12 protein-coding genes and 4 tRNA genes are annotated in these 16,430 nt (G+C 35.8%); 11 read left to right on the top strand and 5 right to left on the bottom strand.

What is annotated here, in order from left to right:
- Nucleotides 1-281: 281 nt before the first annotated feature.
- Entirely contained in the window at nt 282-1,019 is a 738-nt protein-coding gene (ubiG, locus tag GTH24_RS12505) for a bifunctional 2-polyprenyl-6-hydroxyphenol methylase/3-demethylubiquinol 3-O-methyltransferase UbiG (protein ID WP_072068585.1), read from the bottom strand.
- A 172-nt stretch (nt 1,020-1,191) separates the two neighbouring features.
- On the opposite strand from ubiG, the gene gyrA reads away from it, so the two are divergent.
- Nucleotides 1,192-3,819 (top strand): DNA topoisomerase (ATP-hydrolyzing) subunit A, encoded by a 2,628-nt coding sequence (gyrA, locus tag GTH24_RS12500; protein WP_072068584.1) that lies wholly within the window; start codon nt 1,192-1,194, stop codon nt 3,817-3,819.
- A gap of 192 nt (nt 3,820-4,011) precedes the next feature.
- A complete protein-coding gene (gene rcsC, locus GTH24_RS12495) occupies nt 4,012-6,846 on the top strand; it encodes a two-component system sensor histidine kinase RcsC (RefSeq protein WP_072068583.1) in 2,835 nt (944 codons plus the stop codon).
- 294 nt (nt 6,847-7,140) lie between these two features.
- On the opposite strand, the gene rcsB is transcribed toward rcsC, so the two are convergent.
- On the bottom strand, nt 7,141-7,797 hold the full coding sequence (gene rcsB, locus GTH24_RS12490) for a response regulator transcription factor RcsB (RefSeq protein WP_036935620.1): 657 nt from the start codon (nt 7,795-7,797) through the stop codon (nt 7,141-7,143).
- 2 nt (nt 7,798-7,799) lie between these two features.
- The gene (rcsD, locus tag GTH24_RS12485) at nt 7,800-10,508 is read right to left on the bottom strand and encodes a phosphotransferase RcsD (protein WP_072068582.1); all 2,709 of its coding nucleotides are present in this window, start codon (nt 10,506-10,508) and stop codon (nt 7,800-7,802) included.
- Nucleotides 10,509-10,710: 202 nt separating this feature from the next.
- On the opposite strand from rcsD, the gene GTH24_RS12480 reads away from it, so the two are divergent.
- The 4 genes from GTH24_RS12480 (at nt 10,711) to GTH24_RS12465 (ending at nt 11,342) form a co-directional block, all read left to right on the top strand.
- Nucleotides 10,711-10,798 (top strand) — tRNA-Ser (locus GTH24_RS12480).
- A gap of 6 nt (nt 10,799-10,804) precedes the next feature.
- Nucleotides 10,805-10,880 (top strand) — tRNA-Thr (locus GTH24_RS12475).
- Nucleotides 10,881-11,172: 292 nt separating this feature from the next.
- Nucleotides 11,173-11,260, top strand: a tRNA-Ser gene (locus GTH24_RS12470).
- A gap of 6 nt (nt 11,261-11,266) precedes the next feature.
- Nucleotides 11,267-11,342 (top strand) — tRNA-Thr (locus GTH24_RS12465).
- A gap of 130 nt (nt 11,343-11,472) precedes the next feature.
- Here the strand turns inward: GTH24_RS12465 and GTH24_RS12460 are convergent.
- Entirely contained in the window at nt 11,473-12,210 is a 738-nt protein-coding gene (locus GTH24_RS12460) for a S24 family peptidase (protein ID WP_164526472.1), read from the bottom strand.
- Between the two features lie 249 nt (nt 12,211-12,459).
- Here GTH24_RS12460 and GTH24_RS12455 point away from each other — a divergent pair, with 249 nt between their 5' ends.
- The 5 genes from GTH24_RS12455 to GTH24_RS12435 all read left to right on the top strand — a co-directional run bounded on the left by GTH24_RS12455 (nt 12,460) and on the right by GTH24_RS12435 (nt 15,373).
- Entirely contained in the window at nt 12,460-13,275 is an 816-nt protein-coding gene (locus GTH24_RS12455; protein WP_072068580.1) for an antitermination protein, read from the top strand.
- Between the two features lie 385 nt (nt 13,276-13,660).
- Complete coding sequence (locus GTH24_RS12450) at nt 13,661-13,969, top strand: phage holin, lambda family (protein ID WP_072068579.1); 309 nt, start codon at nt 13,661-13,663, stop codon at nt 13,967-13,969.
- Nucleotides 13,962-14,366 (top strand): structural protein, encoded by a 405-nt coding sequence (locus GTH24_RS12445; protein ID WP_164526471.1) that lies wholly within the window; start codon nt 13,962-13,964, stop codon nt 14,364-14,366. Before GTH24_RS12450 ends, GTH24_RS12445 begins: the two co-directional genes overlap by 8 nt.
- The gene (locus GTH24_RS12440) at nt 14,363-14,818 is read left to right on the top strand and encodes a lysis protein (RefSeq protein ID WP_164526470.1); all 456 of its coding nucleotides are present in this window, start codon (nt 14,363-14,365) and stop codon (nt 14,816-14,818) included. Before GTH24_RS12445 ends, GTH24_RS12440 begins: the two co-directional genes overlap by 4 nt.
- A gap of 138 nt (nt 14,819-14,956) precedes the next feature.
- Nucleotides 14,957-15,373: a GNAT family N-acetyltransferase gene (locus GTH24_RS12435; protein WP_164526469.1), complete on the top strand. Its 417-nt coding sequence runs from the start codon at nt 14,957-14,959 to the stop codon at nt 15,371-15,373.
- 41 nt (nt 15,374-15,414) lie between these two features.
- On the opposite strand, the gene GTH24_RS12430 is transcribed toward GTH24_RS12435, so the two are convergent.
- On the bottom strand, nt 15,415-16,332 hold the full coding sequence (locus tag GTH24_RS12430) for a helix-turn-helix domain-containing protein (RefSeq protein ID WP_072068575.1): 918 nt from the start codon (nt 16,330-16,332) through the stop codon (nt 15,415-15,417).
- Between the last annotated feature and the right edge of the window lie 98 nt (nt 16,333-16,430).

The following is a 16,430-nucleotide window of genomic DNA, read 5'->3' as shown; positions in this document are numbered from 1 at the left end:
CAATGTGTGTCAAGGAGTCTTGTGGTGTGAAATTTAAGGAAACACAATATATAGGGGTTGGTTCAAATGGTGATAACAAGATAAAGGTAATTGAGAGATTGATCAAGTGTACAAATCTGATTGTTTCTGTGGATAAATAGGGGATAAATTTTTTAATAACTGCCCGTACCCTGCATAAATACAGGCAGTAAGAAACTCAAATTCAAGTGACAATGATGTAAAGTCAATTTTAAAAAATGTGATCGTTTGATGTTTTATTAAACCAAATCAAACTTTCAGTTTCACGAATTCGAGTTATGTGTCGATTGTGTGTGCACCATATAATTCACATCGACATTTGGCGCTAATCGGAATTTGTCAGTGATTGGGTTATAATGTAAGCCAATCATATTTTTGCTACGTAAGTCGGTTTCATCAACCCAACTGAGCAGTTCTGATGGACGAATAAACTTATTAGCATCATGTGTGCCCTTAGGTACCATATTTAGAATATACTCCGCACCTACCACCAGCATTAGCCATGCTTTTTTATTACGATTGATGGTTGAGAAGAAAACATGTCCACCGGGTTTTACCAATTTTGCACAGGCTCTTACGACAGAAGAAGGGTCTGGAACGTGTTCTAACATCTCCATACAGGTGACAACATCGTAAGCTTGTGGGTTATCATTCGCATGGTTTTCAACGGTATCTTGAATATAAGTCACAGGAATACCTGACTCTAGTGAGTGCAAGCGTGCAACTTGTAATGGCTCTGTGCCCATATCAAGGCCTGTAACTTCGGCACCGACACACGCCATACTTTCAGATAAAATACCGCCACCACAGCCAACATCGAGGACTTTTTTTCCAAATAAGCCGTCAGCACGTTCTTGGATATAGTTAAGTCTTAGTGGGTTTATACGGTGTAATGGTTTAAATTCACCTTCAAGATCCCACCAGCGTGATGCGACGCTTTCAAACTTGTCGATTTCATGCTGATCCACGTTAGCATGTAAAGAGGTTGTTTTATCATTCATCAGAAAGTATTACTCCTATTTTCATATTGCCATGATTCTACCAACGTTAGACGGTGAAATCGAAGAGAATAGCGAAAGGATCATTAATTTAGTTGTTTCCTTTTTCCAAAAATTGGCGATTTGTGGTATAGTTCTAAACCTTTGAATCCGTAGTATGAGGGACAGTGGCTCCATGAGCGACATTGCCAGAGAAATCACACCAGTTAATATCGAAGAAGAGCTGAAAAGCTCATATTTGGATTATGCGATGTCAGTTATTGTAGGACGCGCATTACCCGATGTTCGAGACGGACTGAAGCCAGTACACCGCCGAGTTCTTTTCGCGATGAATGTACTAGGAAACGATTGGAATAAACCTTATAAAAAATCAGCCCGTGTTGTTGGGGATGTTATCGGTAAATATCACCCGCACGGTGACATTGCTGTCTATGAAACGATTGTTCGTTTAGCACAGCCTTTTTCTATGCGCTACATGTTGGTTGACGGGCAGGGTAACTTCGGGTCAGTTGATGGTGACTCGGCGGCTGCAATGCGTTATACCGAAGTTCGTATGGCGAAAATCGCCCATGAACTGCTGGCGGATTTGGAAAAAGAAACGGTTGATTTTGTTCCTAACTATGATGGAACAGAACATATTCCGGCAGTTATGCCAACCCGTGTTCCAAACTTGCTAGTCAATGGTTCATCAGGGATTGCGGTGGGGATGGCAACAAACATTCCTCCACATAACCTAGGCGAAGTTATCGACGGCTGTCTTGCTTATGTTGATAACGAAGACATCACTATTGAAGAGTTGATGGAACATATCACGGGGCCTGATTTCCCGACTGCCGCTATTATTAATGGTCGCAGAGGAATTTTAGATGCTTACCGTACTGGCCGCGGAAAAATTTATATCCGTGCTCAGGCTGATATTGAAACTGATGAGAAAACCGGTCGCGAAACAATTATCGTAACGGAAATTCCTTATCAGGTGAATAAAGCGCGTTTAATTGAAAAAATAGCAGAGCTTGTTAAAGATAAACGCATTGAAGGTATTAGCGGATTACGTGATGAGTCTGATAAAGATGGCATGCGTATTGTTGTTGAAATCAAACGTGATGCTGTGGGTGAAGTAGTATTAAATCACTTGTTCTCACAAACACAAATGCAGGTTTCTTTTGGTATTAATATGGTTGCGCTTCACCAAGGTCAGCCAAAACTATTAAATCTAAAAGAAATTATTTCTGCTTTTATTCGTCACCGTCGTGAAGTCGTTACTCGTCGTACTATCTACGAATTACGCAAGGCGCGTGATCGTGCTCATATCTTAGAAGCACTGGCTGTTGCATTGGCGAACATTGACCCTGTTATTGAAATGATCCGCCAAGCGCCAAACCCAGCAGAAGCAAAAGCAGCGTTAATCGCACAACCTTGGGATTTAGGTAGTGTTTCTACCATGTTAGAGCGTGCTGGTGACAGCAATGTTGCTCGTCCTGAATGGTTAGAGCCACAATATGGTGTGCATGACGGTAAATACTATCTTACAGAACAACAAGCTCAAGCTATTTTGGATCTGCGTTTGCAGAAACTAACCGGTCTTGAACATGAAAAACTGTTAGATGAATATCGTGACTTATTGCTTCAAATAGCTGAATTACTACATATCTTAAGAAGCCCTGAGCGTTTGATGGAAGTCATTCGAGAAGAGCTAAATGCGATTAAAGATCAATATAACGATCCACGTCGTACTGAGATCACCGAGAATACAGCAGATATTAATATCGAAGACCTGATTAATGAAGAAAATGTGGTTGTTACACTTTCTCATCAGGGTTACGTTAAATATCAGCCACTTACCGATTATGAAGCACAACGCCGTGGCGGTAAAGGTAAGTCTGCAGCAAGAATTAAAGAAGAAGACTTTATTGATCGCCTGCTGGTGGCTAATACCCATGACACCATTTTATGCTTCTCAAGTCGTGGTCGTCTTTATTGGATGAAAGTTTACCAGTTACCAGAAGCAAGTCGTGGTGCTCGTGGCCGTCCGATTATCAACTTATTACCTCTTGAGCAAAATGAACGTATTACGGCTATTTTGCCAGTGAGAGAGTATGAAGAAGGTAAGTTTGTCTTTATGGCAACGGCAAGCGGTACAGTGAAGAAAACACCTCTGCAAGATTTTAGCCGTCCTCGTAGCGCAGGTATTATTGCAGTCAACTTAAATGAAGGCGATGAGCTAATTGGTGTTGACTTAACCGATAGCACGAACGAAGTTATGCTGTTCTCTGCTGATGGTAAAGTGGTTCGCTTTGCAGAAGATTGTGTTCGTCCAATGGGTCGTACTGCGACAGGTGTTCGTGGTATGAAACTGATTGATGACGACAAAGTCGTTTCTCTGATCATTCCTCGTGGTGACGGCGATATTTTAACTGTTACTGAAAATGGTTACGGTAAACGAACTGCACAAAGCGAATACCCAACGAAGAATCGTGCTACACAAGGCGTTATCTCTATTAAAGTGAGTGAGCGTAACGGTAAAGTGGTAGGTGCAATTCAAGTTGAAGAAACTGACCAAATTATGATGATCACTAATGCAGGTACATTAGTTCGTACTCGTGTTTCAGAGGTCAGCATTGTTGGACGTAATACACAAGGTGTTACCTTAATTCGTACAACAGAAGATGAGTTGGTCGTTGGCTTACAACGTGTTGAAGATGAAGATGACGCATTAGATGATGATGAAGTTAATGAGGTTATTAACGAGGCATCACCGGAAGAGCCTGGATCAGATTTAGCTAATGATGCAGACGAAGAATAATATTTATCATTATTGTGATGTATAAATAAAAGAAAGCAGGCATAATTGCCTGCTTTTTTTATGGTGGTAGGATCAGTGCATCATTAGAAATAATTATCCTGATGATAAAGATCATATTATTCAGACATACAGTAACTTCTGCTAGAATAGAATAAGTTTCTTAAGCGGTAGGAATATTGATTAGGTGGTTGTTTGAGATATCTCTCGTCCTTTAAAACATCGTTAAAAATTTCCCGCTACCTTTTTCGCGTATTAGGTATCATGTTGTGGGCGATGGGGGCATTATTAACAATGTTTTACCTCATCAATATATTTAATGATACAAAGTCAGATATTAGGCAAGAGTATAGTAATAACTACACTAATCTCCTCAGTTTTTTTCGACAAACTTCTGGCACCATCCGTGATTTACAATACCTCGCAGAACGTCATCAAGAGCAAATTAATTTAAATCCAGGTATAAAAAATTCACTATTTTATGAAGGACCATTCTCACTTCATAAACTCAATGAAACGGCAGACTGTGAATTATTTAAGGGACAAACCAATAACTATTTTCGTTCGTTTAACAGTATCTTATATTATTGGAAAGATAATACTCCCGCATTACAAGGGATAAACCAAGTTTTCATGGTAGGCTCGCACAGTATGTGCATGATTAACTTCCCTTTGCGCGCATCACCAGTAGATACTGAAATGTTGAAAAAGATGGTTTACGAAAATACACGTAATTACATTAATCAACGGGCACAAGGCAAAGAAGTTAATCAATACTGGATAGTTCCTGATGCAAAAGGGGATAGTGGCATTTTATATGTTATGTCACCAGTTTATGCTTCGGGCAAATTTATTGGGTTAATTGGTATTGAAAGAGCAATTCGTCTTGAATATTTCTCTCCAGCCAAAGATAGAGTAATTTCTATCCATCTTCTAAATAGCCGAAATACTACAGTATTAAGCTATCCTGCAGAAAATACTTATCGTTCTGTTAAGCAAGTTGCTGATGTGAGTGCACCTTATTTTGGTTTTGATGAAGATTTTAGTGAGTTAGTTGCAAAACGAAAACTATTGCCATCTTCTTTTAGTGTGGTGTATTCATTACCACTAAAGCAAATTCTAAATGAATTTAAATTCACCATTTTTAATGCTCTGATTTTAAATATTATTTCTGCCATTTTTATTTTTATTTTTGTGTGGATCTTCGAAAGAAAAATATTCTCACCAGCAGAAAATAACGCTTCCCGATTAGAAGAGCATGAACAGTTTAACCATAAAATTGTGGCATCGGCGCCTGTCGGAATTAGTATTCTGAGAATACGCGATGGTATGATCATTTTAAGTAACGAATTAGCACATAACTATTTTCGGTTACTTAGTCACAGTGATAAGCAAAATATTTTATCTATTATTGCTGAGAAAAGTAGCAATATGGTTGATGTGGTAACGAATAACCGCAATCACTTACAAATTAGTTTTGTTAATTCACGCTATCAAAATGAAGATGTGGCTATCTGTGTTTTAGTGGACATTAGTGCTCGTGTTAAAATGGAACGTTCGCTACAAAATATGGCAACAGCGGCAGAACAAGCTAACCAAGCAAAATCAATGTTCTTAGCTACGGTGAGTCATGAATTACGTACACCACTTTACGGCATTATTGGTAATTTAGAGTTATTACAATCCTTTGCGCAAAATGATGATACAAGTCGATTATTAAAAACGATGGATAATTCCTCATCATTACTGCTAAAAATTATTAGTGATATTCTCGATTTCTCAAAAATTGAATCTAAACAATTAAAAATTGAGATTAAACCGTTTAATTGTCGCCAAGTACTCTCTTTTGTTATTTCTAACTATTTACCTTTAATTGCGAAAAAAGATTTAGCTATCTACTGCTTTATCGAACCAGATGTACCTAAAATTGTAAATAGTGATCCTGTTCGTGTACAACAGGTTATTTCTAATTTATTGAATAATAGTATTAAATTCACTACGACAGGATGTATTACTTTACATCTTTATAAAGATGAGTATTACCTGTATTTTGATATTCATGATACAGGACGAGGGATCGGTGAGAAGGCATTACATGAGCTTTTTGAACCATTCTTCCAAGTTTCACAAAATACAGAAAGTGCATCTGAAGGGACAGGATTGGGTTTAGCTATTTGTGAAAAACTCATTAACTTAATGGATGGCGATATCAGTGTAGTTTCACAAGAAAATATTGGTAGTCGATTTACAGTTCGAATACCACTTTATGGTGCGTTAGAAGAGAGAGAACTTGCTACTGAAAAGGATATTTATAAAGAGAGCACTGTTCGTTGTTTTATTGATATCAAAAACCTTTATTTAGAAGGATTTATTGGGCGATATCTCAATTACTTTGGGTTGAACTGTGAATTATTAACGGAAGAAACAACACTGTCTTCAACGGATTTTATTATCACGGACTTTGATTATCCGAGAAAGCATCATTGCCAATTTATTAGGCTCAATGAACATTACCTCGAGCCATCCAAAAAGATAGCAGAGAACATATGGGTATGTAGTACTTATAAGTTAAATGAATTAACAAAAATAATACTACAATTACCACAAAGCAAAATTGAAGCAAATTGTGTTGATATGGCTGAGCTGAATACAGATTGTGGTTTACAAGCATTAACCATTTTGATTGTTGATGATCATCCAATAAATCGCTTATTACTGACCGATCAACTGAAAAAAATTGGTTTTAATACAGCAACTGCAGAAGATGGGTGTGATGCATTAGCCTATTTAGCGAAAAATCATATCGATATTATTCTGACTGATGTCAACATGCCGAATATGAATGGTTATCAGCTTGCAACTCACATACGAGAAATGGGGAGCGATATGCCAGTTATTGGCGTAACAGCGAATGCAATAGCAGAAGAAAAGCAGCGTTGTATTGATGCCGGAATGAATGATTGTGTGTCTAAGCCTGTATCGCTTTCTATTTTAAGAGAAGTTCTGGTAGGGCATATACAGAAAAAGTAGCTTATGTGTCATCATAAAAATGAATAAATAGAGAAGAGATTAATTTATTAATCTCTTCTCTATTTATTAAGTTTAATTGTACGGATAAGTTAGACATAAGGAATGATACCGTAAATAACAGATTCTATGGCTTTTAGGGCATTATCAGATAAAAGATGAGTAAGGGGATATTACATCGGTTTAGTGCTTACTGGGTGGGATACTGCGAAGAATAAAGACAAAAAAGCAGAGAAGCTCCCAAAATAGGTTGAGCTTCCTGATTTTATCGGTACTGCAAGCGGTCGTTTGAAAAGATCAATCTGGGCCGTTAATTTCCTTATCAATAGTTACTGATGATAAGTAATTAAGTAATGCAATATCGTTATCAACACCCAGTTTCATCATTGCTGATTTTTTCTGGCTACTAATAGTTTTAATACTACGATTAAGTTTTTTTGCTATCTCAGTGACGAGAAAGCCTTCAGCAAATAATCTCAGTACTTCACTTTCTTTAGGTGACAAACGCTTATCGCCATAACCATTTGCATTGACTTTCTCAAGTAGCTTCGCGACACTTTCAGGCATAAATTTCTTGCCTTTTTGCAACGCTGCCAATGCTTTTGGTAGATCCGTTGGAGCACCTTGTTTAAGTACAATACCTTCAATTTCAAGATCAAGGACGGCACTTAAAATAGCTGGGTTGTTATTCATGGTAAGTACAATAATCGACAAATTCGGGTAATGTCTTTTGATGTACTTAATTAGTGTAATACCATCACCATACTTATCACCAGGCATAGATAAGTCAGTAATTAATGCATCTGCATTTAACTTAGGTAAGTTGTTGATAAGTGACGTTGAATCTTCAAATTCACCGACAACATTGACCCATTCAATTTGTTCTAAAGATTTACGAATACCGAATAAAACGATTGGGTGATCATCGGCAATAATAATATTAAGGTTATTCATGTTTAATTGTTACCTTGCTGCAGCAACTGTTGAATCCATTTGTCCAGTTGAGTGATACGTTCTTTGATCTCTAATTCATTATGATTTTTTATGTCATGTTCTAAATATTCACAGCTTTCTCTGAGATATTCTAAATCTAACATGGCAAAAACCCCTTTTAGACGATGAGCTGTTTGGGCTAGAGAATGAAAGTCTTTATTTGTTGCCTCTAAGTGTAGTTTCTCAACATCAATAGGAACAGTACTGATAAATAGTTCCTTATAATCACTACCATTCAACTTCTTCCTATAATTATTAAGAATTACTTCGTAATTATCAAGGTTATTATTTTCATCCAAAATACTCTCTTCAGTTGTATCTAGAGAAAATGACTCATTTTCTTCAATTAAATAAGTAACAGCTTCTATTAAAGGATCACCGAAGTTATAGTTACACTTTATTAAATCTTTTGATATTTTTTCAAATCCAACAATAGAGCTCATTAATAATATTGTTGGGGACTCAGGACTATCATCCGGAGTATCTTTAAGTATGATATCGTATTCGGGATAAAGATTCTCTCTATTTTTATCAAAGTATGTAGCGCCGTATTTATCAAGTTGTCGGCAGATGATTTTTTCTATTTCAGGGTTTTTTATGGCGAGTTTTGCGCTTATTCCTTCCAATAATACGTTAAAAGTTCGTTCTTCCGTATCTATATGCTGGTATGGGAGTACAATTCGGAAATGAGAACCAATACTTTCTTGGCTCTTAATTGTTAACTCACCCTGAATTTTATTACACAACAAATGACATAAATAAAAAATAATCCCAGAATTGGAATAATATTTATCTCCCATTGCTTGCCCTAGGAATGGGTATTTTATATTAGCGATGTCTTGTGGTGTTAGCCCACTTCCACTATCAATAATATCAATAAGTATTTCTTCTTTATCTTTATTTTTAACTAAATTTAGATTAACAGTTATTTTTCCATAGTTAGTCGTACTAATGGCATAATTAATCAATGATAAAATAATCTTACTTAATGCGGGGCCATCATTAATTAAAAGTAAACCAGGCCTTATATTATTATGGAAATAAAGGGTTAAACCTTTTCTTATCATAAATGGTGATGCAGTTATCAAAATAGATTCAACTAATGTTGAAAGCTCAAATTCATCCTTGTGAATTTTCCATTCTTGATTTTCTAACTTATTAATTAGCGTAATATTTTCTATCCATTCGGAAATGTAATTTGTTTTTTCTAATAATAAGCTAAGCAATTGCTGATGGGTACTTTCAGGCAATAATTCTTTGAATTGATAAACCATCTCATTTATATCTTTGATAGGACGCATTAATTCTAATGACATATTAGATAAGATCTTACGTCGTGCGATGGTGTTTTTTTCATATTCTTGCTGTGCAAGTTGTAATTTTTTATTGATAAGTGCTTCGTTGTCTTTATTCAGAAATATGAATAATGACGTATTATCAATATTGCTGTTATTGCTAGTTCTAATCTCATAAATCTCATTATTGATCGCTGTTTGGATTAAGCCGTTATGCTCAATCGCCATCTGTCGGATCTTTGATAAATCGATATGAGGTAATAGTTTTTCAGCATGGCTGTTGCTAATAATTTTATGGTTAGAGGAAAAATTGTATACCAATAACCCGATAGGAAGATTAGAAATGATATCGTTAGTCATCTCTTCTTTGATGCGTAGATTACGAGTCATTGAGATGTACGGGAAAACATACTTGTTACGTATATAGATGTGTCCGAAAACAGAAACTGAAATAAAAGCAAGTAGGCTAATTAACAACCAGATATTTTTATAAGCAATCTCTTTGATAATTAATTTCAACGGATATTCATAAGAGAGTGAATAGGGAATGCCCGCAATAGGTTGAGAAAAAATCAAAGAAGAGCCGTCGGTTGAAATTTCAATGCTATTTTTATCATAAACCGACTGTTGGCCTGTTGGCAGTAATCTTAAGTAGTGCGGTGATAGTTCTGAAGGTAAAAAATTATTGATAGGTAAATCAAAAGCGACCACGCTAGTAAGTTGCCCTGGCACATTAAACATAATGCGGTAGGTGTAGTAATAGATATTTTCTGTAGACATCTTTCTAATAGGGGAAAGGCTCTCTTTTTCATCTAAAGCGGTTGATTGCATCAACAGCTCAGAGCGTTTGTTCTCAGCGGTTAGCGTTAGATAGCTTTCTTTGTAACGAATTTCTGGTTTAAGCACAGAGTGAGTCGTAATTAAGATAAGATCATTTCCTTTACCATTTAGATAATAAAGTGAACTGTAATCATTACGTACACCCCAGATAATTTCGAGTGAATTAGCAAAGCGTTGTGCTAGCTGGAACGTTTGTTCGTTAGGTTTACCAAATATAATGGCATCTATAGTTTGATCTCGACCTTCAAGCCAAAAGACATCAGAGCGTAGTTTTATTGGAGTTAGTGGTAAGGATGGAAAGAGGGTCGTGTCTGATATTTTATTTGATAACTGAAAAAGCTGATTAGAGTGATAACGGTAATCTTCAACCTGCAAAGCAAATTTATGAGTCGTGTTGTTAATAGCATTCTTTTTACTATCTAGCCAAGTATCAAAATAGCTGTAAGCGTATAGAAAAAGTGATATGACCATAAAAAGAAGAAACAGGACATATAAGCGAGTTAGTGTATTTGGCTTGAGTTGGTTCAATGTACGCATTCAGTTTGCGAGCCTTTAAGAGACAATGTAGTTAAAAAAGAAAAGTTGAATAAACAATCACCATTATTCAGCCATTATATTAACAGGTTATCGCTTTAAAAGGGATATTCGGATGAACTTTGAGCAAACAAACAAAAAAAACAGATTTTTTTACAATAGAAGCTAGACAGCGGGGTCAGAGATAGGCATAATTCCGCGCTATGGAAGGATGGCCGAGTGGCTGAAGGCAGCGGTCTTGAAAACCGCCGATGGGAAACCATCCTAGAGTTCGAATCTCTATCCTTCCGCCAGAATTAGCCGGCTTAGCTCAGTTGGTAGAGCAACTGACTTGTAATCAGTAGGTCACCAGTTCGACTCCGGTAGCCGGCACCATATAAGAACCCGTTATCTTGTAAGAGATAGCGGGTTTTTTCTTATCTCTATTTTATTTATCGTCATATTTTTACCATCATCTTTTAAGTCTTTTGCCTTCTCTGTTGTTCCACATATCTCACAATACCTTCTTATTTATTATTTTTAATTATCAAAATTTAACCACCATATTAATGGGTTAGCATTTTTTAAGCAAAAAAAGACTGAGAATTGAGCAAACGGATAAAAAAGTCATTTTTTTTACAATCAGGACTAGACAGCAGGGTCAGAGATAGGCATAATTCCGCGCTATGGAAGGATGGCCGAGTGGCTGAAGGCAGCGGTCTTGAAAACCGCCGATGGGAAACCATCCTAGAGTTCGAATCTCTATCCTTCCGCCAGAATTAGCCGGCTTAGCTCAGTTGGTAGAGCAACTGACTTGTAATCAGTAGGTCACCAGTTCGACTCCGGTAGCCGGCACCATATAAGAACCCGTTATCTCGTAAGAGATAGCGGGTTTTTTCTTTGATTAAATCGTAATGCTAAAGCATGTATGTACTAAAAAACACCACATTAATAAAGAGATGGTGGTGTTTTTTAGAGATTATAATGATTACCAGCCCATAACCGACCAGTTAAATACTCGCCCCAAGATTTTCACTTCTTCTAATGTGGAACGTTCATCAGGATAATCAACCGTATTATAACTACGAATGATAATAGTGTTATTAGGGAGCCGATGTAAAATTTTAACTCTTAAAAGATCACCTTGTTGAATAGCATAAATACCACCATCAACAATTTTTGTATGTCCTGTGCTGATAGTCACTATAGAGCCATCAGGAATAACAGGAGACATACTGTCGCCATGTACTTTAAAAGCAACGGCATCACTAGGTTGTACACCGTAGCGATTAAATGTAGAACGAGAAAATCTCAACAATTCCACCTTTTGATTATCAGTGGTACAACTTCCGAAACCGGCAGCTAATTCAATAGTAGTATAGAAGGGAATTTCAACTTCATCTCGTTCTATTGGTGTACTATTATCCCAATCATCAACTGGAGTCATTTCATTTACTGAAACGCCATCATTTCTTTTTGCTCCTCGCCCATATTCTAACCATTCCGGTCGAATATCTAACCATTGACTTAATGCTAAGATGTTTGTTGGATCAGGAATTGATTCACTGTTTAACCATTTCCAGACTGCGGGTGCACTGACTTTTATGCCTTGTTGAGCTAACGCGTCTGCAATTCTTTTACCCAGACCACGACCAGCAATCCCTGAATCTAAACAAGCTTCTTGAAGCCGTTTTGTGAACTCCGTTTTATTATCGTTTTTAACCATTGGTTAATTTCCTTTGCCGCTTGACGCCACGTTGGTTAAAATATAACATTAACTACTAGTTAATAAAAGTGCGAAAAGTACAAAATAGTAACTAAATAAACCAATACAAGAGTGGTAAGTAAAAATCACGTTGAGATAACGCCGTAAAATGCGGGTGATTTAGATGCATAAATGCCATGCCATGCCATGCCTTGTCGTGGTAAATGGATGACCAAGTTAGTAATGATAGGAAATCAAAAGGAGCATTAAATGAGACTAGCAGACTTGCCTAAATACTTTTCACCAAAAAGCATTGTATTCAGTGATGTAGGAACTGTTAAAGCAGTAGATTCGCTTTCTGTGACTGATGTGATGACATCAATTAGCTTAGTTACGCGAAAAGGGCGTATGGGCATAGAGTTGTTTTTAGCTAAACATAATATTAGTCACCCAGATGAAGCGATAGAAAGTCTTTATCAATATGCGTTAACTCAGGCATACCAATATAAAGCCATTGATAAACTAATTGAAAATGATAAAGCCAAGGTTTTACATATTATTGCCAATTATGCCTTTCAAGATTATGCAAGAAGTGCAGCAAGCAAAAAGGTTTGCCCTGATTGCAGCAATGGATTTATTGAAGTTGACGTTTTTACTACCAAAAGCTATACATCAAAACCAGTTAAAGGCTTTGAGCGAAATCTTAAAAATGAACTTAAAGCCAAACCTACAGGTAACACTTCTTACCGAGAAGTGAGAGAGACAACTCGAATTGTTTGCCCTACTTGTAAAGGGAAAGCTGAAATTCGCTTGGCCTGCCGTTGTCATGGGCGTGGGCAAGTTTTAGATAAAAAAGAGAGTGAAAAGCAAGGGATATCAGTTTTTAAACCTTGTAGTAAATGCGCAGGGCGCGGATATCCTCGCTTAAAATTCAGTGAAGTATTAGCGCAAGTACAAACGGTGGTGAGTGTTTCTAAAACAGTTGCATACAGTAACTATAAGGCATTATTTGAACATTTAGTGGAAGAATGCTTTAAAGAAGAGTCTTTATCAGAAAAAATTCTTCAAGAAGTGACTATTAGGTAATAATTTTCTATACTTATTCATTTTTATAGAATTTAATTATTGACTTTTGGAAAAATAAACATACACTATCCCCACAGTGAGAGATTTGTATCTAAAGACCTCACAACAGAATATAAAAAGCCTCACTTAATGAATTGACCCCAGTTTATTAAAGTGAGGCTTTTTTGTATCTGCATTTTCTTAACGAATATAATGTAACAATATTTGTTAACGCTTATTGTCAATTGAAGACCACAATGTGGTCTTTTTTTATATCCGCCATTTATCTAATTAGATAAATAAAACATAAACATACTCATGTTAAAACCGCGTTTAAATTTAAGTACGGCAGATGAGTATCTTATTTATTACATTTCCTCCTATTGGAGGTAAGCCATGAGAAACAATGAAAGAAAATCCAGATTTATGGGAACAGATATTTATTGCCCTTTCTTCAATGAAAGAACAAGGAATATCAGCCTCTCTAGCTGGAGGAATGGCTATTCTTCGAGGTTTATATAACGGCGGAGGATGGAAACAAACCTCTATAGATGGGCTGATGTGTGCAATGTTTGCTTGGTTCATTAAAGATATTCTAATTTTATTTAATATTAATCATGAGTTTGCTTATTTAGCCAGTGTATTTATTGGTTATATCGGAGTAGATTCCGTGAGTAAACTTCTAAAAGGAAGAGCAGGAGTTAAAAATGGCTAAAATAGCGCGAGGTGAGCGTAATAATAACCCTGGTAATATCCGACATGGTTCGAAATGGCAAGGGTTATCTGCTGAACAAACAGATAAAGACTTTTGCCAATTTATTTCATCTGAGTATGGAATACGAGCCATTTACAAATTATTGCAAACGTACCAAAAAAAATATGGCTTAAGTACGATTAAAACCATTATCAATCGTTATGCTCCGCCTAACGAAAATAACACAATAGGCTATATTAGTCGTACTTCAAAAGAAATAGGTATCGAAATTGACACTCCTATTAATACACAATTAAAAAATATCATTATTCCTTTAGCAATAGCAATTGTTAATATTGAACTTGGTTACCAACCCTATTCTGAAAAAGTCTTTGAAGATGCTTGGTTATTATTATGATTTCTTTATCTAGAATAATGGTAATAGTTATTTTATGCCTAGGTACAGGATTGGTTTGGTTGATTGATAAAAATAAATCTTTGAAAAATGAATACGATGATATTTATCAATCTCTTATTCAACAAATTGCCGAGAATAAAGAATATCAATTAAGAATTAATCGACTTAATCAGCTGGATAGTCGCCGTTTACAGGAACTTACTCATGCAAAAAAAGAAATTGCTCAGTTGCGTGATCTTAGTGAACACAATCCTAAGCGGGTGTACATCAATGCCGAATGTCCAAAAGTCTCTGCCACTTCCACCACCGGCTTGGATGATGCAAACGCCGCCAGACCTACTGACTCCGCTATCCGAAATTATTGGTTACTCAGAGAACGAATTGCGCAGTCAGAACAGATCATTTTAGGTTTACAGGATTATATTCGCCAAGAGTGCATTAATAGTGGGTGATCTTATTGTATGTACAGGTGCCTTTTTATAGACATAGTTATGACGAAGTGTCAGCTATCTGTCATGATTATGAGTGCTTACATTATATCAACAGACTTAGTAGTATAATGCTATCCCACGATCACTATTAAAAATACCATGAAAATCACCCTTGCCACACACCATCACCTTTCTGCGCTTATTGAGTTAGACTCTTATGCTCAAAAAAATTCTTCACGTATTGAAGAAATTAAAGCTTGGCTATCTAGCCAATCTATTTATCTTATTGAAGTTAACGCAGAGGTAGTGGGTTATGGGGTGATCCATTCTCACTTTTTTGGTTATCCATTTATTGAACTTGTGATGATAGCTCACGATCAGCGCGGAAAAGGCTATGGCAAAGCATTGATCTTATTTTTTCAAGAACAACTAACAACAGATAAATTGTTTACATCAACGAATCAATCCAATACTAAAATGAAAAATTTACTGCTTCAGTTAGGATTTATTAAAAGTGGTTGTATTGAAAACCTTGATGAAGACGATCTTGAAGTTATTTTTTGTTTTATACAATAAAAGCCATCTTAAGTAGGTGGCTTATTATTAAAATATAAAAACTATGCTTGTGTTTTACATTCGCGTTGTTCTGCGATCTCAACTGGAATGTAATAATTAACGTCTTTTAGCAGAGTGCTTGGTTGAGCTATAAGGTGTTCAATTACATACTTATCTTTAAAAATATATTCCTCAATATCAGCTAATCCTTTCTTTCTTGGTACATTTAATTTTTTAAGTAAAATACCATAAATATTATAAATAATGTCTTTATAATCGAGTTTTAATAATTCTTCAGGAATACTAAATTTTAAATATTTCACATTCTCAATTTTAGCTTGATTAGTAAAATTTGGATTATAAAAATCAGATTTATTTTCTATCATCGTGGCATATTTTACCGTTAATTCATTATTGTTTTTTGATAAAATATTATGTGTAGCAAAAACACGATCATATTTGTAATTTGCTGTTTTAAAAAAATTTTCCCAATAGAATTCACGTGGTTTTTCAGTAATGAAATTCCAGTCAATAACATTAGCTTTATAAATATGTTCTATTCCTATTAGTGAAAGGGAATTAATTGTAACGATTTCAATATCTAAGTTAAAACCCTTAAATTTTCTTAATGGCAAGGTAAAGCCGTGTGCTAACCAATTTTCTTTTCTACGATAATTATAAGGCGTCATATTGAACAGCTTTTTAAACGCTCTTGAGAATGTTTGTTGAGAATCAAACCGATATTTTAATGCAATATCAAGAAGGGGGGTTCTTTGTAAGCGTAATTCAACCGCCGCGCAAGAAAGACGTCTAGCTCGAATATAAGAGGCTAATGTAAGCCCTGTTTGTTCTTTAAACATGCGTTGAAGATGCCATTTAGAATATCCTGATTTTTGTGAAACATTTTCAAGTTTTAGATCTTTCTCTAAATTTTCTTCAATCCAATAGATAATATCTGTAATGACATTTTCGCTAAACATATTTTAACTCTAATTAAAAAATTATAATTGGTGATATAAAACAATACGGGTATTTAATAAATTTACATAAGATACTGTAATGAATTCATTGGTGATTG

Source organism: Proteus vulgaris (assembly GCF_011045815.1).
In the GTDB taxonomy this organism is placed as follows: domain Bacteria; phylum Pseudomonadota; class Gammaproteobacteria; order Enterobacterales; family Enterobacteriaceae; genus Proteus; species Proteus vulgaris_B.
Note: the sequence above shows the minus strand (reverse complement) of the source record. Positions and strands in the feature narration are given on the sequence as shown.